The following is a 21457-nucleotide window of genomic DNA, read 5'->3' on the forward strand; positions in this document are numbered from 1 at the left end:
CATGGACCCGCTCGCGCTAACCCTCATCGAGTTGGGGGCCGTCGTGTTCTGCCTCGGCCTCCTGGCCCGGCTGGCCGGACGGATCGGCATGTCCCCCATCCCCCTGTACCTGGTGGGCGGGCTGTTTTTCGGGGCCGGCGGCCTGGTGAAACTCGAAGGCATGCACGAGTTCGCACACCTCTCCAGCGAGATCGGCGTGATCCTCCTGCTGCTTATGCTCGGATTGGAATATACGGCCGCCGAGCTGGTCACGGGACTGCGCCGGTCCTGGAAGGCCGGTGTCCTGGACTTTGTGTTGAACTTCCTGCCGGGAGCCGGGCTGGCCCTGCTGCTGGGCTGGGGTCTCGTGGGAGCCATGGTGATGGGCGGCGTCACCTACATCTCCTCCTCCGGCATTGCGGCGAAGGTGATTACGGACCTCGGACGGATCGGTAACCGCGAAACCCCCGTTGTGCTCTCGATCCTGGTCTTTGAGGACCTGGCGATGGCCATCTACCTGCCAGTGCTGACCGCCACGCTGGCCGGCGTCAGTTTCCTTGTGGGCCTTCAGACCGTGGGCATCTCCCTGGGCGTGGTCACGGTGGTGCTCGTGGTGGCCCTGCGGCACGGCCACCACGTGTCCAAGGCAGTGCACAGCGAAAACTCCGAGGTGTTCCTGTTGAACCTCCTCGGCGCGGCACTCCTCGTGGCTGGCCTGGCCGCCGCCATGCAGGTCTCGGCAGCTGTGGGCGCGTTCATGCTGGGAATCGCAATTTCCGGTGCCACGGCACACAGCGCCACCCGGATCCTCGAGCCGCTGCGGGACCTCTTCGCCGCCATCTTCTTCGTGGTCTTCGGCCTTAACACGGACCCGTCCTCCATACCGCCGGTACTCGGGTGGGCACTGATTCTGGCCGTCGTCACGGCTGCCACCAAGATGATCACGGGAATCTGGGCGGCAAGGAGCGCAGGAATCGCCCTGCCCGGCCGTTTCCGTGCAGGAGCCGCCCTCATTGCCCGCGGCGAGTTCTCAATCGTCATCGCCGGGCTGGCCGTCGCCTCGGGAGTGGTGCCGCACAACCTGGCCGCACTCGCCACGGCCTACGTGCTCATCATGGCCATCATGGGACCGCTGGCGGCACGGTATGTGGAGCCGATGGTCAAGATGCTGCGGCGCCCGGCAAAGTCCCGGCCTGCCGCCCGCCCCATCTGACGCTCTCGCACATCCCGTCGCCAAAACCGCGACGCTCTCGCACATCCCGTCGCCAAAACGGCGACGCTTCCTCAGATGTCGGTGCGGTGGAAGTTCAGGTGGCTGCGGCTCGCGGTGGGGCCGCGCTGACCCTGGTAGCGGTTGCCGTACTCTCCCGATCCGTACGGGAATTCGGCGGCCGAGCTCAGCCGGAAGAAGCAGAGCTGGCCTATCTTCATGCCCGGCCACAGCTTGATGGGCAGCGTGGCCATGTTGGAGAGCTCCAGCGTGACGTGCCCGGAGAACCCGGGGTCGATGAAACCTGCAGTGGAGTGCGTCAGCAGCCCCAGCCGGCCGAGTGAGGACTTGCCTTCGAGGCGCGCCGCAATGTCGTCCGGCAAGGTCACCGTCTCGTAAGTGGAGCCAAGCACGAACTCGCCCGGGTGCAGGATAAACGGTTCCCCGGCGTCCACTTCCACGAGGCGCGTCAGCTCAGGCTGGTCCTCGGCGGGGTCGATGTGCGCGTATTTGTGGTTGTCGAACAGCCGGAAGAACCGGTCGATCCGGACGTCCACAGAGGACGGCTGGACCATCACGGGATCATAGGGATCCAGGACAATCCGTTGGGAATCAATTTCGGCACGAATATCGCGGTCAGAGATCAGCACACTCAAAAATACCGCATCCATTGCCGACCCCGTGGTCCGGCATTACTGTTACCACTGTTAGGGAACGTCATCTCCGATAAACAATGAGGCTGATGTTGCCGCTGTTACGGAGCCTCTCCCCACAACGGAGACGGCACCGACGGACCTGGGGTTGGCTTGAGGAAAATTTCGGCACGGGCACTGGCGGCCATGATTTGCGTTCTGGCCCTCATCTCGCCTGGCGCCGGCCAGTTGGGGGGATCTTCCTCAAACCCTGGGCCCGCCGCCTCTTCCGCGTCGCCCCTCATTGTCCCCGGCCCGCCGTCGGCCGTTTACGACGGCGGCTCAGGCGCCGCTGATGCGGCACCGGGGCTGGGACTCGCCCCTGCAGTGGAGCCTGATATCCGGAGGGGTAACCCTGACGGCGTTGCCGCCGCGTTGGCCGACACGTCCGGCGCGGCCTCGGCAGTCGCCCCAACCGGGATGTCCGCCGCTCCTTCAGCGCAGGAGCCGCCCAAGCCGGCGGCCATCCCGCCGCTGTCTGCCACGGAGGCGGATCTGGCGGCGCTCAGCCAATCTCAGACGCCCTCGATGCAGACCCAGGCCGGGCCAGCTGCCAGCGCCGAATCCCTCCAGTCCCAGGCCCTGACCACGGAAGCGCTCGTCCGGGACGACGCCTCGGCCCAGATCAGTGCCGTCTTTAACGCGGTCAACACCTACCGGGCATCCTTCGGCCTTCCCGCCGTGAAGTACCACGCCACGGTGGCCGCCATGGCCCAGGAGTGGTCCGACAGCATCGCGTCCCGCGAGGTGATCGAGCACCGCTCCAGCTTCTGGACCGACCCCAGGGCGCTCAGCCCCACCAACGGCGCGGGCGAGGTGATCGCCGTCCGCTGGGACCGCGACGCCGCCCAGCTGGTGGAATGGTGGAAAGGCTCGCCCGCCCATAACGCGATCCTGAAGGACCCCCGGTTCAATGTGATGGGCATCGGCATCACGTTCACCGACGGCAACTGGCAGACCACGCCCAACCGGTACTCCATGTGGGGCGTGGTGGACTTCTTCGGCTACGGCACGCTGCCAGCGGGAACCACCGCGAGTCCCGGCGGCAGCGGTGCACTGCCGGTGCCGGCCGCAAGCGTGTGCGATCCGTTGGTACGCCATATGCCGCCGACGGCGGGCCTAACGGCTGCTGCCATCAAGGGTCCCGGAGACCTGGTGTCGGTGAACTCGTCCGGCGAACTCCTCAACCGGCCGTCCCTGGGGAACCGCCAGTTCGGTGCGCAGCAGGTCATCGGGAGCGGGTTTGGCGCGGCCAAGGAAGTGTTTGTCACGGACTGGGAGCGGGACGGCGTCTTTGACGTCCTGGCCCAATGGACTGACGGGCGGGTCACCCTGCACTCGGGCGTGGCCGGCGGCGGATTCCTCCCTGCCGTGACGCTGGGCCAGTCCGGATGGGCGGGCATGACGCTGGCGCTGGGCGGCTGGTGCGCGAACAACCGGCTGCCCCAGTTGGTGGCCCTGGACGGCTCCGGGAATCTGTGGCTTTACCTGAACCGAGGCAAGGGCGACCTGACGGAACGGACGCTGATGGCGTCCGGCGTTTCGGCGAACCGGCTGGCGATGGTGGATTACGACGCCGACGGGTTCCAGGACCTGTTGGCCCGCCAGCCGGACGGAAACGTCCGCCTCTACCGCGGCTCCGGCGCCCCTGCACCGCGTGCGGAAAGCCGCGCCCTGGTGGCCAGCGGCTGGACAGACGTCACGTCAATCCGTCCGCTGCGGGACGTCACCGGACTGAACTCCACAGGTGTGGCCCTTCGCCGGGCCGGCGACACAGTGCAGTACTGGGACCTCAGCATCGGAACGCTGGCCACGCCGTCGTCGGTTCCGGGTGCATGGACGGGCCAACGCCTCGCGCAGTAGCTGCCCTGCCGTTACTGTCCAGGCGCGTTACTGTCCAGGCTCGTTACTGTCCAGGCGCGTTACTGCCCTACCTTTACTGCTCAGCCCAAGTACTACTCCGTCGGCTGGGCTTCCAGGACCGCCTTGAGCCGTTCCAGTTGGGCCACTTCCGACTTCATGGTCCGCTGGATCATGAAGTCCATCAGCCCTGCGAGGCCCTTGGAATGGTGTTCCAGCGCGAACCGGACGCGGGTGTGCTTGCCCTCGGTGCTCAGGTAGTACCCGCCGCTCGGCCGGGCGGGGCCGGCAACCACCTGGAACTGGATCTCGGCGCCCGGCCGGAGCTGGGTGATCTGGAAATCGGCGGCGATGGGGCGCCCGGCGTGGCCGGTCAGGGTCTGCTGGTAGACGGCCCCCTTGGCGCCTACGGCGCCGGACCGCAGTTCGATGCTGCGGATCCCTTCCCGCCACGAAGGGAGATTTAGTCCATCCAGCAGAAATCGGTACACGGTCATCGCATCACGTTCAACAACAACCTCGAACTCTGCAAATGCCACGGGGATCCCTTGATTGTCGGACAGCTTTCTGACGTAGCCCGTTCCCCTGATACTGCAGCTAACCCCCTCAGGATATTCAGCCAGGACGGCTCGGGAGCGGCTGCGGCCGTGCCTTAACCGAAGAGTTATCGAAAGGAGTGAAGTGTTATCAAAAGCGGACCGCAGCCTCGTCGGTAAGCAGGGAAGTCGGGAAGCAGGGAACATCTTGACGGTGGTTTGCCCGACGGCGAGATTGAGAGCCTCAGGCGCGGAGGATTTTCACTTCCCGAGGCGGGACGCGATGGACGGCAAGGAAGTCGCCAGCGTCACTTTGGCGATCGGCTATTCCGGTGTCCCTGTTCGGGGACGGCGCGCGGCTGGGGTAAAGTAAATCCGGTTGACGCAACCGGGATTATTGACCAATTTATTGGCTGGTCCCCATGCGGCTGTAGCTCAATGGTAGAGCGCTAGCTTCCCAAGCTTGATACGCGGGTTCGATTCCCGTCAGCCGCTCCAATTTTTCCCCGCGCCGCCAGGGCATTAGGCGCCTACCTGTATCGTCAGAAGTCAGGAACCCCTTCGGTTCCGCTACAGGAGCAATCATGGCTGACAAGTCCCCGCGTCAAGCAGCATCCAAAAAATCCGGCAAATCCATCAAGGAAAAACGCGCCGACAAGAGGGCCGCGGAAGCGCCCGCCAGCTCCCTCGACAAGGCAACCGCCACAAAGTCCGCGAGCCCCAAAAAGAAGTGACCGGTTCCGTGAACCACCTCACCCTCGGAGTCCTTGCCAGCACGCGAAAGCCTGACGAACGGCGACTCCCGCTCCACCCCCTTCATCTGGACCGCATAGCACCGGAGCTCAGGCGGCAGATCATCCTTGAACAGGGTTACGGTGAACAGTTCGGCGTCTCGGACAGCCACCTGGCCTCCCTCGTGGGACGGATTGCCACCCGCGACCAGGTCATTGCCGACGCCGACGTCGTCCTGTTGCCCAAACCGCAGCCCGAAGACCTTGCCGAACTCCGCGACGGGCAGGTCCTGTGGGGCTGGCCGCACTGTGTCCAGGACCGCGCCATCACGCAGCTGGCCATCGACAAAAAGCTCACGCTTATCGCCTTCGAGGCCATGAACCACTGGGCCGGCGACGGCGGCTTCGGCCTGCATGTCTTCCACAAGAACAATGAGCTGGCCGGCTACTGCTCAGTTCTGCACGCCCTGTCACTGACCGGGTCCACAGGCGACTACGGCCGGCGGCTCACCGCCGTCGTCATCGGTTTCGGCGCCACCGCCCGCGGTGCCGTCACGGCGCTGAACGCCCACGGCATCCACGATGTCCAGGTGCTCACCAACCGGGGCGTGGCCGCTGTCGGCTCGCCGATCCACTCAGTGCGGATCGCCCAGTTCGACCACGACAGCGAGGCACCGTTCCTGAGCCAGGTCATCACCGAGCGCGGCAGGGTGCCGCTGGCACCCTTCCTCGCCGCGAGCGACATTGTGGTCAACTGCACCCTGCAGGACCCCAACGCCCCTCTGACCTACCTCCGGGAAGAGGACCTGGATGCCTTCAGGCCCGGCAGCCTGATCGTGGACGTGTCCTGCGACGAAGGCATGGGCTTCAGCTGGGCGAAAAACACCACTTTCGCCGAACCCATGCTGACCGTGGGCAACCACATTGACTATTACGCCGTGGACCACAGCCCGTCCTACCTCTGGAACTCCTCCAGTTGGGAGATCAGCGAGGCGCTGCTGCCCTTCCTGGAAACCGTCATTTCCGGCCCCGAGGCCTGGGCCGGAAACGAGACGATCGCCCGCGCCATCGAAATCCGCGACGGGCAGATCCTCAACAAGGACGTACTGCAGTTTCAGCAGCGGCAGGCTGGGTACCCGCACGCCCCTCTGGACGTGTAGCCGCCGGAGCGGCCGGCCGCTGTGCCGGCCGCTTCGCCGTGCGCCTCACGATGCGGAGCAGATGACGGCGGTCCTTGAGATTCACTTTGAGCGTCAGCTCACCGCGCCGGGCCAGTACGACGGCGACAGTCACCGCCGCCAGCGCCGGCACCCCGCCTGAGACCAGGATGGCTGTGTGCGGATCCAGGTGTTCGGCAATCCAGCCGATCATCGGGCCGCCGATGGCCTGGCCGCCGATCAGCACCATGATGTACAGGCTCATCACGCGCCCGCGGATCCCCATGTTGGAACTGATCTGGACCAGCTGGTTTGAGGCTGTCAGGAACATTAAGGCCCAGAATCCGGAGAGCACCATGGCAGCGCCGAACCACACCATGGACGGTGCCAGGGCCGCCAGGCAGAGCATGAGGCCGTACATTCCGGCGCCCAGGACCACCGACCGCAGCCGGAGGTGCCGGCGCCGGGTGGAGGCAATTGCACCGGCGAGCGCACCGAGCGCCACCAGCGCGTTCAGCAAGCCGTAGCCGCCGGCGCCGACGTCGTACACGTGGTCCGCGAAGGCAGCCAGCAGCACCGGCAGGCTCATGGCGAAAACCGAAATGAAGCCGGCCATCAGCCACGGCCAGTAGATGGTCGGCTTGCTGAGTGCGTACCGCAGCCCCTCCCGAAGCATGCCCTTCCGCTTGGGTGCCGGGGCACTGATGAACAGCTGGTCCTTGCGCAGGAGCAACAGCATGCTCACCGTGGAACAGCAGGCCACGGCGTTGGCGGCGAAGGCCCAGCCGGCGCCCACCGCTGTCAGTAGCAGGCCGGCAAGTGCGGGGCCGATGAGCCCGCCCAACTGGAACGTTGTGGAGTTCACGCTGATGGCGTTGCGCAGGTACGTGGGGCCCACGAGTTCGTTCACGAACACCTGCCGGGCAGGCTGGTCCAGGACGGTGACAAGCCCCAGCACCAGGGCGATGGAGTAGACGTGCCACACTTCGATGCGCTGGCTCAGCGCCAGCACGGCAAGGGCCGCCGCAAGAACGGCCGCCACCGACTGGCAGAGGATGAGGATCTTCCGCTTGGCAAACCGGTCGGCCACCATCCCGCCCCCCGGCCCCAGCAACAACGACGGCATGAACTGAAGCGCCACGGTGATGCCCACTGCCGTGACCGAGCCGGAGAGCTCCAGCACCAGCCAGTCCTGTGCGATCCGCTGCATCCAAAGGGCGATCACCGCGACGAAATGCCCGATGGCGAAAATGCGGAAGTTGGGGGCCCGGAGTGAAATGAACGTGTGGCGCCACGGCAGCCGTTCACTCACGACTGCGATCGGCTGGGTGACGCTCTGCGCCGGCGCAGTCTGCGGTGACGCTGACTGCGGTGACGCAGACTGCGGTGGCGGGGAATCGGCGGAGGCTGCGGAATCGATGACGGGCTGGCTGACGGTGGCCGTGGAAGGCGGAGGGGGTGCCACAGTGAATCCTCAAGGGTGCGGGTGAGCGGGATACCTCCACGCTAGGGTGGCCCGGACGGATTATGGAAGCGTATTGTTCCTATAACTAAGATTACGAACCGCAATGCCATCTTGTCCGTCCCCGATTCAGCGGCCACCGGCCCGGCGGCAGCCCGCGAGCCTAGGAGTGCCATGTTTGAACCCGCCCAGCTCAGATCCTTCCTGGCGGTGGCCGAGACCCTCAGCTTCACCAAGGCAGCCGAGCGGCTGGGCTTGGCCCAGCCCACGGTCAGCCAGCATGTGCGCAAGCTGGAAGCCGCGGCAAAGCGGGTGCTCATAGCCCGGGATACCCGTGACGTACGGCTGACGGACAACGGTGATGCCATGGCCGGTTTTGCGCGGACCATCCTGGCGGCCCACGACGCCGCCTCCCGCTACTTCTCCGGGTCCGCCATGCGCGGCCGCCTGCGGTTCGGCACGGCGGACGACCTCGCCATCACGGGCCTCCCCCGCATTCTTCGGGAGTTCCGCCAGATCTACCCTCAGATCAACCTGGAACTGACTGTGGGCCAAAGCGACCAGCTGTACAGGAAACTGAATGCCGGCCAGCTTGACCTGGTGTTCGTGAAGTGGGTTGCCGGGGCCAAGGACGGCACTGTGGTCCAGCACGACGCCTTCGCGTGGGTGGGTCTGGAACAGACGGCACTCGAACCCGGGGATCCGGTTCCGCTGATCGCCTACCCGTCGCCCAGCCTCAGCAGGAAGCTTGCCATCGACGCCCTCGAGTCCCGCGGCCGGACGTGGCGCATTACCTGCACCACGCGGCAGATCAGCGGAGTCCTGGCCGCCGTCCGGGCCGGAATCGGCGTCGCCGTTATGCCGTCGTCGCTGGTCCCGGAGGACCTCAAGATCATCACCCGCCGTTTTGACCTGCCGCCCGTGGGGGACGTCGACTTCACCCTGATCCGCAACCCGCTGGCCAATGCCGAGGTTATTGAGGCGCTCACCCAGGCAATCGTGGGGCGCACACTGAAGCGCTCGGCCTAGGAGCGGGTATCTGCCGAGTAAAGCCACGGAAACTGAATAATTGCGTAAGTATCTGCCCGAGTGCAAGTGGTAATTGCACGTAAGTGATTGAAGATATTACGTGCGTAATTTATGCTGAATTCTGTTAAAGGTTAAGCAGAAGCCAATGACAACGTTTCGATGACGAACCGTGTCCGCCGCTGCCGCCTTGGGGGCGCCTGACGGACAACGTTCGGGATAGGCATGCGATGACGCCAACCACGAACCACCCGCATCTCTCAGTCTCAAATCCAGTCCATTCCCTAAAAACGGTACGCCCGCTGACCCTGGGGACGCACCGCAACACGCCAGCACATCATGAAATGAGTGCACACGCTGAGCCGGTCACTCAGCGCGAACCGCACGCCGCCGCCACCCTAGTGGACACCGAGTTTGTGGGCAGCCCTACTGCGAGCGCTGCGGCACGGATGAGTTTATTTACTTGGAGACCTTCGTCCCGGCAAAGTACCGGCACGACGGCACCCTCCGGAAACCGGGCGAAGTTACGTACTTCTGCACCGGATGCGAAGATTTCTCGGCACACTCGGTCCCAGCCTCGTGGGTGCCGCCCGGCTGGTATTTGGGCTAGGCACAATCCGTCACATCCAACTACGCATACAAGAATCGCCGCCTGCACGCGCACCCGAGGGTGCAGTGCAGGCGGCGATTGCTTTGCGGCCGGTTGCCTTCGGCGGATACCCCTGCGGGCACGCCGTTACATCACCGGCCCCTTAGATCAAACTGTCGGAGAGGTGGTTGGGCGTACCGAAGCGGTGGGCGGTGATGCTGACGGCCTGCTCGTGCAGGAACGGCAGCAGCTCCACGCGACCGGCCTCGGTAACGGGGTGGGCGTAGATGGCAAGGTCCGGGCGCCCGCCCGTGGCTTCGGCCAGCGCCGTCGCGTCCCCGCCGAGGAGGCGGATGCGTCCGCCGGACAGCTTGCCCGCCTCGGCGAGCCGCGCTGCGGCGGCCAGCCACGCGGCGTCGTCCTCCACTGTGACGGTGATGTCCAGGGCGCCGACCGCTGCCTGCAGCGGAGCGGGGAGTTCGACGGCGGTGGACACGGTCAGGGCCGAACCGGCCAGAACGCCGGCTGCCACAGTCCGGACCAGGTCAGCGAGGGGTTCGCCGGCGGACAGACGCACCGTCACCGGCAGGGGCCGGTAGCGGAAGATGTTCCGCTCCGCGCTCAGGCCGGAGACATCCTTGGCCGTGCCGAACTCCTCGGCCCAGGCGAGGGCATCCGAGCCGAGGGCACGCTGCAGCGCTCCGAACTCGGCGGCGTCCAGTGAGGCCTTCGCGGCACCCACCAGACGGCGCAAACCCGGGTGGGTGACGCCCGCCTTGGCACCGGCAGCGATGCTGGACTTGCTGACCCAGTCGCCGAGCCCGGCGAGGTAGTTGGGTCCGCCGGCCTTGGTGCCGGCGCCGACAGCGGATTTCTTCCAGCCGCCGAAGGGCTGCCGCTGCACGATTGCGCCGGTGATACCGCGGTTGACGTAGAGGTTGCCGGCCTGGACGGTGTCCAGCCAGAGCCCGACTTCCTCGGTATTCAGCGAGTGCAGGCCGGCGGTCAGGCCGTACTCCACCTGGTTTTGGATGGCGATGGCGTCTTGCAGGGTGTCCGCGGTCATGACACCGAGCACCGGTCCGAAGAATTCCGTGAGGTGGAAGTAGGATCCTCGGCGCACGCCGTAACGCACACCCGGGCTCCAGAGCCGGCCTGTCTCGTCGAGTTTCCGCGGTTCAACGGCCCAGTTTTCGCCTTCGCCGAGGGTGGTGAGGGCGTTGAGGAGCTTGCCGTTGGCGGGCTCGATGATCGGACCCATCTGGCTGGCCGGATCCTCGGGGTAGCCCACCTTGAGGGAGGTGACAGCGTCAATGAGCTGGTTGTGGAAGCGCTTGGACGTGGCAACGGAGCCCACCAGAATCACCAGCGATGCTGCGGAGCACTTCTGCCCGGCGTGGCCGAAGGCGGAGTACGCGACGTCCTTGGCAGCAAGGTCGAAGTCAGCACTCGGGGTGACGATGATGGCGTTCTTGCCGCTGGTTTCGGCCAGCAGGGGCAGGTCCTTGCGGAAGGAGCGGAACAGTTCGGCCGTCTCGTAACCCCCGGTCAGGATGACGCGGTCCACGGCCGGGTGCGAGATCAGCTGCCGCCCGAGCTCACGCTCGCCGAGCTGCACCATGGTCAGCACGTCGCGGGGAACGCCGGCCTCCCAGAGCGCCTCGACCATCACGGCACCGCTGCGGCGGGCCTGCTTGGCGGGTTTGATCACGACGGCGGAGCCGGCGGCGAGGGCCGCGAGGGTGGAACCGGCGGGGATGGCCACCGGGAAGTTCCACGGCGGGGTCACCACGGTGAGCTTCGCCGGGACGAAAGTGGCGCCGTCGACGTCGTCCAGCTTGCGGGCGGACTCGGCGTAGTAGTGCGCGAAGTCGACGGCCTCGCTGACCTCGGGATCGCCCTGGTCGATCGTCTTGCCGGTCTCGCTGGCCATGACCTCGAGCAGGTCGGCCCGGCGGGCCTCCAGGATGTCGCCGGCACGGTGCAGGACGGCGGCGCGCTCGGCGCCGCTGAGGGCGCCCCAGGCCTGGCCCTTTTCGACGGCCGTGGCGATCACAGCGTCGAGGGTCTCTGCGTCCGTGATGGTCGCGGCTTCCACGGCGGCGTTGCCCAGGGTGGAGAACGGAACGCGTTCCAGGATGGCCCGGCCCCAGTCGCGGTTGGCGGGCAGTGAGGGGTCCGTGTCCGGGGTGTTCCTGAATCCCACGTGCGGCAGGGGCTGCGGCGGGAGGCTGCGGTTCTGCCGGCGGTTGGCCGGCGGGACCTCGTCGTCGAGCTCCGCCAGGGAGGCGAGGAAGCGCTGCTTCTCACGCTCGAAGAGCGCTTCGTTTTCGCTCAGCTCAAAGACAGCGGACATGAAGTTGTCCTGGCTGGCGCCCTCTTCGAGGCGGCGGATCAGGTAGGCGATCGCGACGTCGAACTCGGCGGGGTGCACCACGGGCGTGTAGAGCAGCAGCGAGCCGACGTCCTTCTTGACGGCCTCGGCCTGGCCCTGGGCCATGCCCAGCAGCATTTCGAATTCGATGCCGGACTCCACGCCGCGCTGCTTGGCGAGCAGCCAGGCGAACGCGATGTCGAAGAGGTTGTGGCCGGCCACGCCGATCCGGATGTTCTTGATCCTGTCCGGGTGCAGCGAGTAGTTGATGACGCGCTTGTAGTTGGTGTCCGAGTCCTGCTTGGTGCCCCAGGTGGCCAGCGGCCAGGCATGCAGGGAGGCTTCGACCTGCTCCATGGGCAGGTTGGCGCCCTTGACCACGCGGACCTTGATGGCGGCGCCGCCGTCGGCGCGGCGGGCAGCGGCCCAGTCCTGTAGCCGGATCATGGCGGACAGGGCGTCCGGGAGGTAGGCCTGGAGTACGATGCCGGCCTCGAGGTCCTTGAATTCGGGCTTGTCCAGGATCCGGGTGAAGACCGCGATGGTCATGTCCAGGTCCTTGTATTCCTCCATGTCCAGGTTGATGAACTTGGCCTTCTGTCCTGCGCCGGCGAAGGAGGCTGCGCGGGCGAAGAGGGGGGTGAGCTTCTCCACGACGTGCTCCACTGCCTCGTCGAAGGCCCAGGCGGAGTGCGGGGCGACGGTTGAGGACACTTTGATGGACACGTAGTCCACATCCGGGCGGGCCAGCAGCGTGTGCGTGCCTTCGAGCCGGCGGGAGGCTTCATGCTCACCGAGCACGGCCTCGCCGAGGAGGTTGACGTTGAGTTTGATGCCGTCCTTGCGGATCTTCGCGATGGCGGGGCCGAGCTTGGCGTCGGTGGCGTCGACGATGAGGTGGCCCACCATTTCGCGGAGCACGCGGCGGGCGATCGGGATGACCACCTGGGGCAGGACCGGGGCCATCGTGCCGCCGAGACGGACGGCGCTGCGCATGTGCCACGGCAGGAAGGCCGGGACCTTCGGCGCGAGGGCGGCGAGGTTGCGGGCGGCCACGTGAAGATCTTCGGGACGGACCACGCCGTCCACGAATCCCACCGTAAAGTCGAGGCCGTTCGGGTCCTTCAGGACGCCGGCGAGCTGTTCAGCGGAGGCATCCACGGGGACCTTGGCGGCCTCCGTGAGCCAATGGCGCACCAGCCCGATTGCTTCCCCGGCAATGGCCTGGGCATCGGGCACGTGGGACGTGGCTGGAACGGCTGGTGCAGCGGCCCTTTTCCCAGTGAGGACACCGGACTCCGTTGAAACGTTGGTCATATCTAACACTCGTTCTTTCCGTTGGTGAGGACGTTCTTTCCATCAGTATGAGCCTCCGCTCACTTAAGATAAAGCGACGTTTTCTGAGCAATACAGGTTAGAAAACCCAATGCTTGAAAATCCTGTCCGAACGTTCGGAAACCACCCCAAACGCTCTCTCACCTCCCGCACCTTTTTGGGCGACGCTCCCTCACCTTTCGCCGCCTCCCGGGCGATCCTCTCTCACTAGCACTAGCTGCCGCTTCCCGGGCGGCGCTCCCTCACTTCCCGCATTAAACTGACGAACCCTCCCGCACCGAGGTGAGGGAGGGTTCGTCACTAACGCGCCATACGTGAGAGAGCGTCCTGTGATTTGCAGCAGGAAGTGAGAGAGCGTTGGGCTGCTACCCCAGGGAGCGGTGCATCTCCACGGCTTCTTCGTGCCGCGGGCTGTTCGGGTTCATCAGCGAGTGCTTGCGGCCGTAGCCGAAGTAGATGATCAGGCCAACCACCAGCCAGACGAAGAATCGCAGCCAGGTCTCCCAGTGCAGTTGGAACATCAGGAAGGCGGACGCAAACATGCCGAACGCGGGAACCAATGGCATGAACGGCAGCCGGAAGGTACGCGGTGCTTCAGGCTTCTTGTACCGGAAGATGATGACCGACAAACAGACGACAACGAAGGCGGCCAGGATGCCGATGTTGGTCAGGTCTGCGACGGCTTTGATCGGGAACACCCCAGCCAGGAGAGCCGAGGCGACGCCGGCGATCCAGGTGACGCGCTGCGGGGTGCCGTGGCGGTCCGTCTTGGCAAACCACCCCGGGAGCAGCCCGTCGCGGCTCATGGAGAACCAGACGCGGGTGACGCCGAGGAGGAAGGTCAACATCACGGTGAGGATGGACAGCACCGCGAAGACCGAAATGATGGTGGCAATGATGGGCAGTCCCACACCGGTGAAGGCGGACGCGAAGCCGGCCTTGGGGTCAATGTCCTTGTAGTTCTGCATGCCGGTCAGGACCAGCGTGGCGGCGACGTAGAGCAGCATCGCGACAATGAGTGACAGGATGATCGCCTTCGGCATGTGCTTCTTGCCGTCCTTGGCTTCCTCGGCCGCGGTACTCATGGCGTCGTAGCCGAAGACCGCGAAGAACACGGTGGCGGAGCCGGCCAGCACCGGGCCGAAGCCGCTGGGCATAAACGGGTTGTAGTTGTTCGTGTCGATATAGAAAATTCCCAAACCGATGATGAACAGGATCAGCACCACCTTGATGGCCACGGCGACGAGTTCGAACCGGCCAAAAGCCTTCGTGCCGCGGGACAGGATCCAGGTCACCAGGAGGCAGACCAGGATGGCCGGAATGTTGATGATGCCGCCCTTGCCCTCGTCCGCCGTCGAGGTCATCCACGTAGGGAGATGAATTCCAATGCCGGAAAGGAAGGCGTCGAAGTAGCCGGAAATGCCGATCGCCACAACGGCCACAATGGCGATGTACTCCAGCAGAAGATCCCAGCCGATGAACCAGCCGATCACCTCACCGAGGGCCACGTAGCCGTAGGTGTATGCCGAACCGGCACGCGGAATCATGCCGGCGAACTCCGCGTAGGAAAGCGCCGCGGCCGCGGACGCCAAGCCTGCGATCAGGAAGGAGAACAACACCGCCGGACCAACGCCGGGCGTGTCTCCGCTGCCAGCAGCCACCAGCCCGGCCAGGGAGAAGATGCCGACGCCGATGATCCCCCCCACGCCGATTGCCGTGAGCTGCCACAGGCCCAGGGACTTGAATAGTCCGCTGTGTTTGTTCTCTTCTTCAATGTCGTCAATGGGCTTCCGCCGCATTATCGACTGGGTTGAATCTTTTGTGCTCATCAGGGACTCCTGCGTAGATGCGATTCCCATCAATCCGCCCTGTGATGGGGATAACTCGGTTTGATCAGTATGCAAGTACGATTGCATTAGATAAAGTGAATTCTCCTAATTAGTATTCATTAGATTTAGCGAAGGAACAGTCATGCTCGACGTCCGGCGGTTGAGGCTGCTCCGTGAACTGAAGATCCGGGGAACCCTCGCCGAAGTGGCAGACGCCCTCCAGTACAGCCCCTCGTCGGTGTCCCAGCAGTTGGCGCTGCTGGAAAAGGAAGCCGGAGTCCAGCTCCTGCGCAAGACCGGACGCCGGGTCCAGCTGACCCCGCAGGCCGAAGTCCTCGTGGCACACACCGCCCATCTGCTCGAAACGCTGGAGCAGGCCGAGGCGGACTTGGCGGCCTCGCTGACCACCGTTACGGGCACGGTCCGGATCGCCGTCTTCCAGTCCGCTGCCCTTGCCCTGATGCCCGGCACGCTGACGCGGATGGCGGCCGCTTACCCTGAGGTCAGGATCGAGATGGTCCAGCGGGAGCCGGAAACGGCACTGCATGAAACGTGGGCCAGGGACTTTGACCTGGTTATCGCGGAACAGTATCCCGGCCACGCCGCCCCGCGGTACGCGGAGCTGGACCGCGTCCGGCTGACCAGCGATGCCATCCGGCTGGCCATCCCCGGACCGGACAAGGGCTTGGCGCCCGTCAGCTCGCTCGAGGACACGGCGGACCTCGCGTGGGTGATGGAACCGAGGGGCGCGGCATCCCGGCACTGGGCCGAACAGGCATGCCGGAGCGCCGGCTTTGAGCCCGATGTCCGGTACGAAACTGCCGACCTGCAGGCGCAGATCCGGTTGATCGAGTCCGGCAACGCCGTCGGCCTGATGCCGGACTTGGTCTGGACCGGAAGGGGAACCTCGGCGCAGCTGCTGCTCCTGCCGGGCAATCCGCACCGGACCGTCTTCACCTCCGTGCGGCGGTCCAGCGTCAAACGACCCGCCATCCTTGCTGCCCGCGAGGTACTCGCCATAACCGCCGATTCGATTGCGCCGGCCGGACCGGTCCCGCCGGAGGCCAAGTCCGCCTGATGCCTGGGCATCATTTGAGGATGTTCACCGTCCTACAGGGAGTTGCCTGCGTCACAGCGCGGAAGTACGCCGCGCGTTAGACTGAACAGGTTATGAACCGCACAATGTTTAAGTCCAAAATTCATCGGGCCACTGTCACGCACGCCGATCTGCACTACGTGGGGTCGGTCACTGTTGACCTGGACCTGCTGGAGGCCGCTGACATTCTCCCCGGAGAGCTCGTGGCGATCGTCGACGTCACCAACGGCGCCCGCCTGGAGACGTACACCATTGCCGGCGAGCGCGGTTCCGGGGTTATCGGCATCAACGGCGCGGCTGCGCACCTGATGCACGAGAACGACATCGTCATCCTGATCACCTATGCCGAGATGACCACCGAAGAAGCCAAGGCCTACACGCCCAAGGTGGTCCATGTGGACAAGGACAACAAGATTGTCCAGATCGGCAACGATCCCGCCGAGGGGCACACCCGCGGCCTCATGCGGCCGCCGTTCGCCCTCAACAACTCCGCCCTAAACTAGGCCCGCTCCGCGCGGACCGGCCCCGTCCGGATACCGAGATCCTGCCCACACTCCGGCTTCAGGCTGAATAAATCTGATTAGGCTGGGATGGTGAACGCCAACCCCCGCCCGCCCGGCCTGCCAGGGGAACTGCCAGGGACATCCGGGTGCTAGGCGTTCTCGCTGGCTTCTTCGTGGTGTGGTCCATCATCCTGGTGGGCATGTTCGTGGGCCGCCGGAATGTGCTGGGAGAAAACGCCCGGTCAGTGCTCAGCGCGCTGACCTTCTTCGTGGCGAGCCCGGCACTGCTGTTCGAAACCCTCAGCAAGGCCAAGCTCCACGATGTCTTCGCCGCTCCCCTGCTGGTGACCGCCGCCGGAGCGATTGTCACGGCCGCAATGTTCTTCGTGATCGTCCGGTTCCTGCTGAAACGGACCGTCCCCGAATCGCTGATGTCGTCCATGAGCGCGTCCCTGGCGAACTCCGCCAATCTGGGTATTCCCATTGCCGTGTACGTCCTTGGCGACGCAAGCTACGTGGCGCCGCTGCTGATCTTCCAGCTGGCCTTCTTTACCCCCCTGTTCCTGATGGCCCTGGACGCCACCACCAGCGCACACCGGACCACACCCGCCGGCTTTGCGCTGATGATCGTCAAGAACCCGATGATCGTGGGCTCCGCGCTGGGCCTGGTGGTCGCCGGAACGCACTGGCAGGTGCCGGAGCTGGTCATGCAGCCCATCCACCTGATCGGCGGGGCAGCCATTCCGGCCATGCTGATCGCCTTCGGCATGAGCCTGAACGGATCGCGGCCCCTCCATGCAGCCGCCGGCCGCCGCATCGACACGCTGCTCGCCAGCGCGTTCAAACTCGTGATCCACCCGGCCATCGCCTACCTGGTGGCACGGCTGATCGGCATGGAGGGGCAGGCCCTGTTCGCCGTCGTCGTGACCTCCGCACTGCCGACCGCCCAGAATGTTTTCGTCGCGGCCAGCCGCTACCGGACAGGCATCACAGTGGCCAAGGACACCGTCCTGATCACCACGGTGGTGGCCGTCCCGGCCATGATCTGTGTGGCACTGCTCCTGACCTAGTTCTTCTGGTGCTGGTCCAGGAGCCGTGCACAACGGATGAAGCCCAGGTGGGAGTACGCCTGCGGATGGTTGCCCAGGTGGGTTTCGGTTCCGGGATCGTATTCCTCGGGCAGCAGTCCGGTGGGACCGAACAGGTTCACCAGCTGGTCGAACAGGTCCCAGGCCTCCTCGATCCGGCCCACCGCCACGTAGGCCTCAATCAGCCAGGTGGTGCAGATGTGGAAGCCGCCCTCCAGGCCCGGCAGGCCGTCGTCGTACCTGTACCGGAAAACGGTGGGTCCCACGCGAAGCTCCCGCTCCACGGCGGTGACGGTGTCCAGGAACCGCTGGTCGTTGACGTCCAGCAGGCCGGACAGGCCGATGTGCAGTACGGCAGCGTCCAGGTCCGGGCTGTCGTAGGCCACGGTGTACGACGCAGCGCGGTCATCCCAGCCTTCCCGGAGGACTTCCTCGCGGATGGTCGCGGCGGTGGACTCCCAGGAGGGTTCCGGCACCCTACCGTGCCGGGCAGCCGTGCGCAGCGCCCGGTCCAGCGTCACCCAGCACATGACCTTCGTGTAGACATGGTGCCGCGGGGCCCGGCGGGCTTCCCAGATCCCGTGATCGGCCTCGTGCCAGCGTGCCATCACGGCGGACGCCATCTGCACCATGAGCTCCCAGTGCGAGTCCGCCAGCGCGCCCTCGCGTTGGCTCACCGCGCAGATCAGTTCCGCGATGGGCCCGAACACGTCCAGCTGCACCTGGTGGTCCGCGGCGTTGCCGATCCGGACCGGACGTGATCCCGCATAGCCGGGCAGGCTTTCGATGATGGCCTCGGTGGACAGCGGCGCTCCGGTGACCGAGTACAGCGGGTGCAGCCATTCCGGCCCGGGCGCGTTGTCCAGGATCCGCCCCAGCCAGCGGAGGAACCCGTACGCCTCCGCGGTGGAGCCCAGGTCCACCAGCGCATTGACGGTCATGGATCCGTCCCGCAGCCAGCAGTAGCGGTAGTCCCAGTTCCGGGTGCCGCCGATTCCCTCGGGCAGCGACGTGGTGGGCGCGGCAAGCACGGCACCGGTCGGTTCATGCACCAGGGCGCGGAGCACCAGGGCTGAGCGCCGCACCAGCGACGGCTTGACGCCGGGCAGGTCCAGGTCCTGGACCCACCGCCGGGACTGATGGGCGACGGCGGCACGGCGCTCCGTTTCTCCGCTCACCTCTGCGTGGCTCGGATCGGTGTCACCGCAGCGCAGGTTGAGCACCACGGGCCCGTTCCGCAGGTTGACGTCGGCGGTGGCCGTGGCATGGCGGCCGTCCGAGGTGATGGAAAAGGTGACGCCGGGAGCCAGCAGGATGATGGGATCGGAGGTGCCCACCACATGCAGTTCCTCGCCCCGGGCCTCCATGCTGAACGGTGCGTTGGCGTAGTCGGGGCGCGGCGCGAAGACGATTCGCGCCGCTCCGCTCCCGGAAAGGACACGGACCAGGCTGGTGATCCCGTCCGGAGCAGGTTCGAGGTAGTCGGTCACCGTGACGTCGGCCCAGCGGGTTTCCACGATCATGGTGCTGTCCACGTAGCGCTGGCCAAGCACCTGGGACGCCTTGACCGGTTCCACCGAAAAGTGGCCCGCAGCGTCTCCGCCCAGGATGTGGGCGAACAGGGACCCGGAGTCCGGCAGCGGGTGGCTCATCCAGCAGACTTTGGCTTCAGGGGTGATCAGTGCCGTGGACGAGCCGTTGCCGATCATGGAGTGGCGTTCCAGGCCAACGGCGTCCTCCCCGAACAGCCACGCCCGGCGGAGTTCAAACAGGATGGCCAGGACCCGGGCGAAGGATTCAGGATCCCGGAGACGGTGGGCCGCGTTCGTGGGTCCCTCCCCCACCTTGATGCCCATGTCCGGCCCCCGGAGCGTGGCCATGGCCAGTTCGTCACTGGAGGCGTCCCCGGCGTAGAGGGCGGCGCTCACGCCCAGGCGGGCGCGGAGATGTTCCAGGGCGTCGGCCTTGGACGGTTCAACCACAGAAAGGTCCAGCACGGAACCGTCAACAATGTAGAAGAGGCCGTGGGCGCGGGCCACTTCCTCGGCCTTCTCCAGCACCTTCCCCACGATCGCGGGCGAGGCCGGGCGGGTGTGCACGGACACCGCCACCGGCTTCCGTTCGATGCTGATCCCCTTGTACGCGCCAATGGTCTCAGCCAGCGCCTGGCTGGCCTGCTGCAGCACGGATTCGGTGGCCAGCGAGAGCCCGTGGGCGAACCCCATGTCGAACTCGGCGCCGTGGGACCCCACCAGGTGCACCTCCGCCGGGAGCCTGGAGACGGCGGCCAGGTCCCGCAGCGACCGGCCGGAGATGACGGCGGCATGGGTATTGGGCAGGGCGGCCAGGGCCCGCAGGGCGATCGCGGCGCTGCCCAGCGGCAGGGTCTCGGTGGAGATGCCCTCCGCGTCGCAGAGGGTGCCGCCGTAATTGCAGGCCACCAGCAGCCCGGGCGTGCGGGCAATCATCTTGAGTTCGGCGAGCAGGTGCGGCGTGAGTCCGTCGTCGGCGGCGTCCGACTGCACAAAGGCTCGGAGCAGGCCGAGCGGCAACGACCGGGTCAGAAGGGCGGAATCGGCCACGGTCTGGTTTAGCGGAGTAGGCACAGGCGACGTCCTTCGGATAATCCCCAATAATGCGTGAGAAAGTCCGGCGAGGGACATACCCCCAGTTTCCTGTGCCGTGGTTACACCAGAATATCCCCGTCATTGCGGGAATGTAACGTGTGGGCGGACCTGTTTGCGGCAGCCGGCGAGGTTACGGCAGCTGCCGCGGCGCCCGGGTCAGCACAACCACGGTGGTGTCGTCGGAAACGTCGCGGCCGGAGGCCAGTTCCAGGACGGCGTCGCAGGCTTCCTGGGCGCTGGCGCTGCCGGAGACCGTGCCGGCCACTACCGCCGTCAGGACCTCGACGTCGGGGTAGACGTCCAGCAGGCCGTCGCTGACCACTGCCAGCGAGTCACCCGGCTCGAGCGCAACCTGGTGCGCATCCCATTCCTGGCCGGGCCAGGCTCCTACGGGTGGTCCGCCGGTGATGAGCCGTGCGGAACTTCCGCCGGCCTTGATGTGCAGCGCCAGTCCGTGGCCGGCGTCCACATAGTGCAGGACGCCGGTGGAGGCGGTGAGCCGGGCATGGAACAGGGTGACGAAGGATGCGGACTGCTCCAGGTCGGCTTCCAGGATCCGTGCGGCCGACCTGAACGCATCGCCCAGCGGTTCATTGTGCGCCACCGAACGCATCACGGCGCGGACGGTGGCGGCGATCAGCGCGGCACCCATGCCCTTGCCCATGGCGTCCGCAAGGGTCAGCTGCAGACCGCCGTCTTTCGGGTACCAGTCGAAAAAGTCACCGCCAACGTTGCGGGAGGGACGGAAAGCGCCGGCGATGTCGAACCCGTCGAGGGACAGGCCCTCGGCCGGGAGCAGGCTGCGCTGGACCTCGACGGCGCGGCGCAGATCGTCCTGGATTGCAGCTTCGTGGACGGCACTGGCACGAGGCCGGCGGAAAAGCGCGGTGATGCGGGACCCGAGTTCGCGTGGGCTGAACGGTTTGGTGAGGTAGTCGTCTGCCCCGGTGTCCAGTCCGGTGAGCCGGTCCAGCTCCTCGCCGCGGGCGCTGATCATAAGGATGTAGGCGTCGGAAAACTTGCGCAGTTCACGGCAGACTTCAACGCCGTCGATGTCCGGGAGGTTCAGGTCCAGCGTCACCAGTTCGGCGCCGTCGCGCTGCATCAGCTCAATGCCGGCTCGCCCCGTTGAGGCGGAAGACACCTGGAAGCCCTGCTTGGTCAGAATGTGGACCAGTAGGCCCCGGATGTCCTCATCGTCCTCAATGACCAGTGCACGGCGTACGTCCGGCTCATCAGTCATGCCCTTATTAGACTCCGTGCGGACCGCCGTTGTCACATCCGTATCATCCGGACTGTTCTGCCACACCAGTCGGTTCTGCCGGACGACGCCGGTCAGCCAGGCGGCGGGAGCGCCCCACGG

General features: G+C 65.8%; 15 protein-coding genes and 1 tRNA gene. 9 read left to right on the plus strand and 7 right to left on the minus strand.

From position 1 onward, the window contains the following. Window position 1: 1 nt before the first annotated feature. On the plus strand, window positions 2-1192 hold the full coding sequence (locus tag FCN77_RS24375; RefSeq protein WP_137324356.1) for a cation:proton antiporter: 1191 nt from the start codon (window positions 2-4) through the stop codon (window positions 1190-1192). A 71-nt stretch (window positions 1193-1263) separates the two neighbouring features. On the opposite strand, the gene dcd is transcribed toward FCN77_RS24375, so the two are convergent. Further along, window positions 1264-1839 (minus strand): dCTP deaminase, encoded by a 576-nt coding sequence (gene dcd / locus FCN77_RS24380; RefSeq protein ID WP_137324357.1) that lies wholly within the window; start codon window positions 1837-1839, stop codon window positions 1264-1266. A 156-nt stretch (window positions 1840-1995) separates the two neighbouring features. Here dcd and FCN77_RS24385 point away from each other — a divergent pair, with 156 nt between their 5' ends. Further along, window positions 1996-3744 (plus strand): CAP domain-containing protein, encoded by a 1749-nt coding sequence (locus FCN77_RS24385; protein WP_254678742.1) that lies wholly within the window; start codon window positions 1996-1998, stop codon window positions 3742-3744. A gap of 92 nt (window positions 3745-3836) precedes the next feature. On the opposite strand, the gene FCN77_RS24390 is transcribed toward FCN77_RS24385, so the two are convergent. Next, the gene (locus FCN77_RS24390) at window positions 3837-4280 is read right to left on the minus strand and encodes an SRPBCC family protein (protein WP_137324359.1); all 444 of its coding nucleotides are present in this window, start codon (window positions 4278-4280) and stop codon (window positions 3837-3839) included. A gap of 421 nt (window positions 4281-4701) precedes the next feature. On the opposite strand from FCN77_RS24390, the gene FCN77_RS24395 reads away from it, so the two are divergent. The 3 genes from FCN77_RS24395 (at window position 4702) to FCN77_RS24400 (ending at window position 6168) form a co-directional block, all read left to right on the plus strand. Further along, window positions 4702-4775, plus strand: a tRNA-Gly gene (locus FCN77_RS24395). An 86-nt stretch (window positions 4776-4861) separates the two neighbouring features. Beyond that, window positions 4862-5011, plus strand: coding sequence for a hypothetical protein (locus FCN77_RS26140; protein WP_175417384.1), 150 nt, complete (start codon window positions 4862-4864; stop codon window positions 5009-5011). Further along, complete coding sequence (locus FCN77_RS24400; protein WP_137324360.1) at window positions 5008-6168, plus strand: N(5)-(carboxyethyl)ornithine synthase; 1161 nt, start codon at window positions 5008-5010, stop codon at window positions 6166-6168. The genes FCN77_RS26140 and FCN77_RS24400 overlap by 4 nt, the downstream gene beginning before the upstream one ends. Here the strand turns inward: FCN77_RS24400 and FCN77_RS24405 are convergent. Beyond that, the gene (locus FCN77_RS24405) at window positions 6101-7630 is read right to left on the minus strand and encodes an MFS transporter (protein WP_137324361.1); all 1530 of its coding nucleotides are present in this window, start codon (window positions 7628-7630) and stop codon (window positions 6101-6103) included. The genes FCN77_RS24400 and FCN77_RS24405 overlap by 68 nt on opposite strands. Window positions 7631-7801: 171 nt before the next feature. Between FCN77_RS24405 and FCN77_RS24410 the strand changes: the two genes are divergently transcribed. Next, entirely contained in the window at window positions 7802-8656 is an 855-nt protein-coding gene (locus FCN77_RS24410; RefSeq protein ID WP_137324362.1) for a LysR substrate-binding domain-containing protein, read from the plus strand. A 749-nt stretch (window positions 8657-9405) separates the two neighbouring features. Here the strand turns inward: FCN77_RS24410 and FCN77_RS24420 are convergent. Further along, the gene (locus FCN77_RS24420; protein ID WP_175417385.1) at window positions 9406-12933 is read right to left on the minus strand and encodes a bifunctional proline dehydrogenase/L-glutamate gamma-semialdehyde dehydrogenase; all 3528 of its coding nucleotides are present in this window, start codon (window positions 12931-12933) and stop codon (window positions 9406-9408) included. Window positions 12934-13316: 383 nt separating this feature from the next. After that, entirely contained in the window at window positions 13317-14780 is a 1464-nt protein-coding gene (locus FCN77_RS24425) for an amino acid permease (RefSeq protein ID WP_137324363.1), read from the minus strand. A gap of 142 nt (window positions 14781-14922) precedes the next feature. Here FCN77_RS24425 and FCN77_RS24430 point away from each other — a divergent pair, with 142 nt between their 5' ends. The 3 genes from FCN77_RS24430 (at window position 14923) to FCN77_RS24440 (ending at window position 17449) form a co-directional block, all read left to right on the plus strand. Continuing rightward, window positions 14923-15858, plus strand: a complete 936-nt coding sequence (locus tag FCN77_RS24430) for a LysR family transcriptional regulator (RefSeq protein WP_137324364.1) — start codon at window positions 14923-14925, stop codon at window positions 15856-15858. 92 nt (window positions 15859-15950) lie between these two features. After that, window positions 15951-16379: an aspartate 1-decarboxylase gene (gene panD, locus FCN77_RS24435; protein WP_011693710.1), complete on the plus strand. Its 429-nt coding sequence runs from the start codon at window positions 15951-15953 to the stop codon at window positions 16377-16379. A gap of 146 nt (window positions 16380-16525) precedes the next feature. Next, complete coding sequence (locus FCN77_RS24440; RefSeq protein WP_137324365.1) at window positions 16526-17449, plus strand: AEC family transporter; 924 nt, start codon at window positions 16526-16528, stop codon at window positions 17447-17449. On the opposite strand, the gene FCN77_RS24445 is transcribed toward FCN77_RS24440, so the two are convergent. Then, window positions 17446-20073 (minus strand): trehalase-like domain-containing protein, encoded by a 2628-nt coding sequence (locus FCN77_RS24445; RefSeq protein WP_137324366.1) that lies wholly within the window; start codon window positions 20071-20073, stop codon window positions 17446-17448. The two genes, FCN77_RS24440 and FCN77_RS24445, sit on opposite strands and share 4 nt — an antisense overlap. 151 nt (window positions 20074-20224) lie before the next feature. Beyond that, window positions 20225-21337, minus strand: coding sequence for a PP2C family protein-serine/threonine phosphatase (locus FCN77_RS24450; protein ID WP_175417386.1), 1113 nt, complete (start codon window positions 21335-21337; stop codon window positions 20225-20227). Window positions 21338-21457 lie beyond the last annotated feature (120 nt).

Origin of the sequence: Arthrobacter sp. 24S4-2, assembly GCF_005280255.1 — a bacterium.
Classification (GTDB): Bacteria; Actinomycetota; Actinomycetes; order Actinomycetales; family Micrococcaceae; genus Arthrobacter.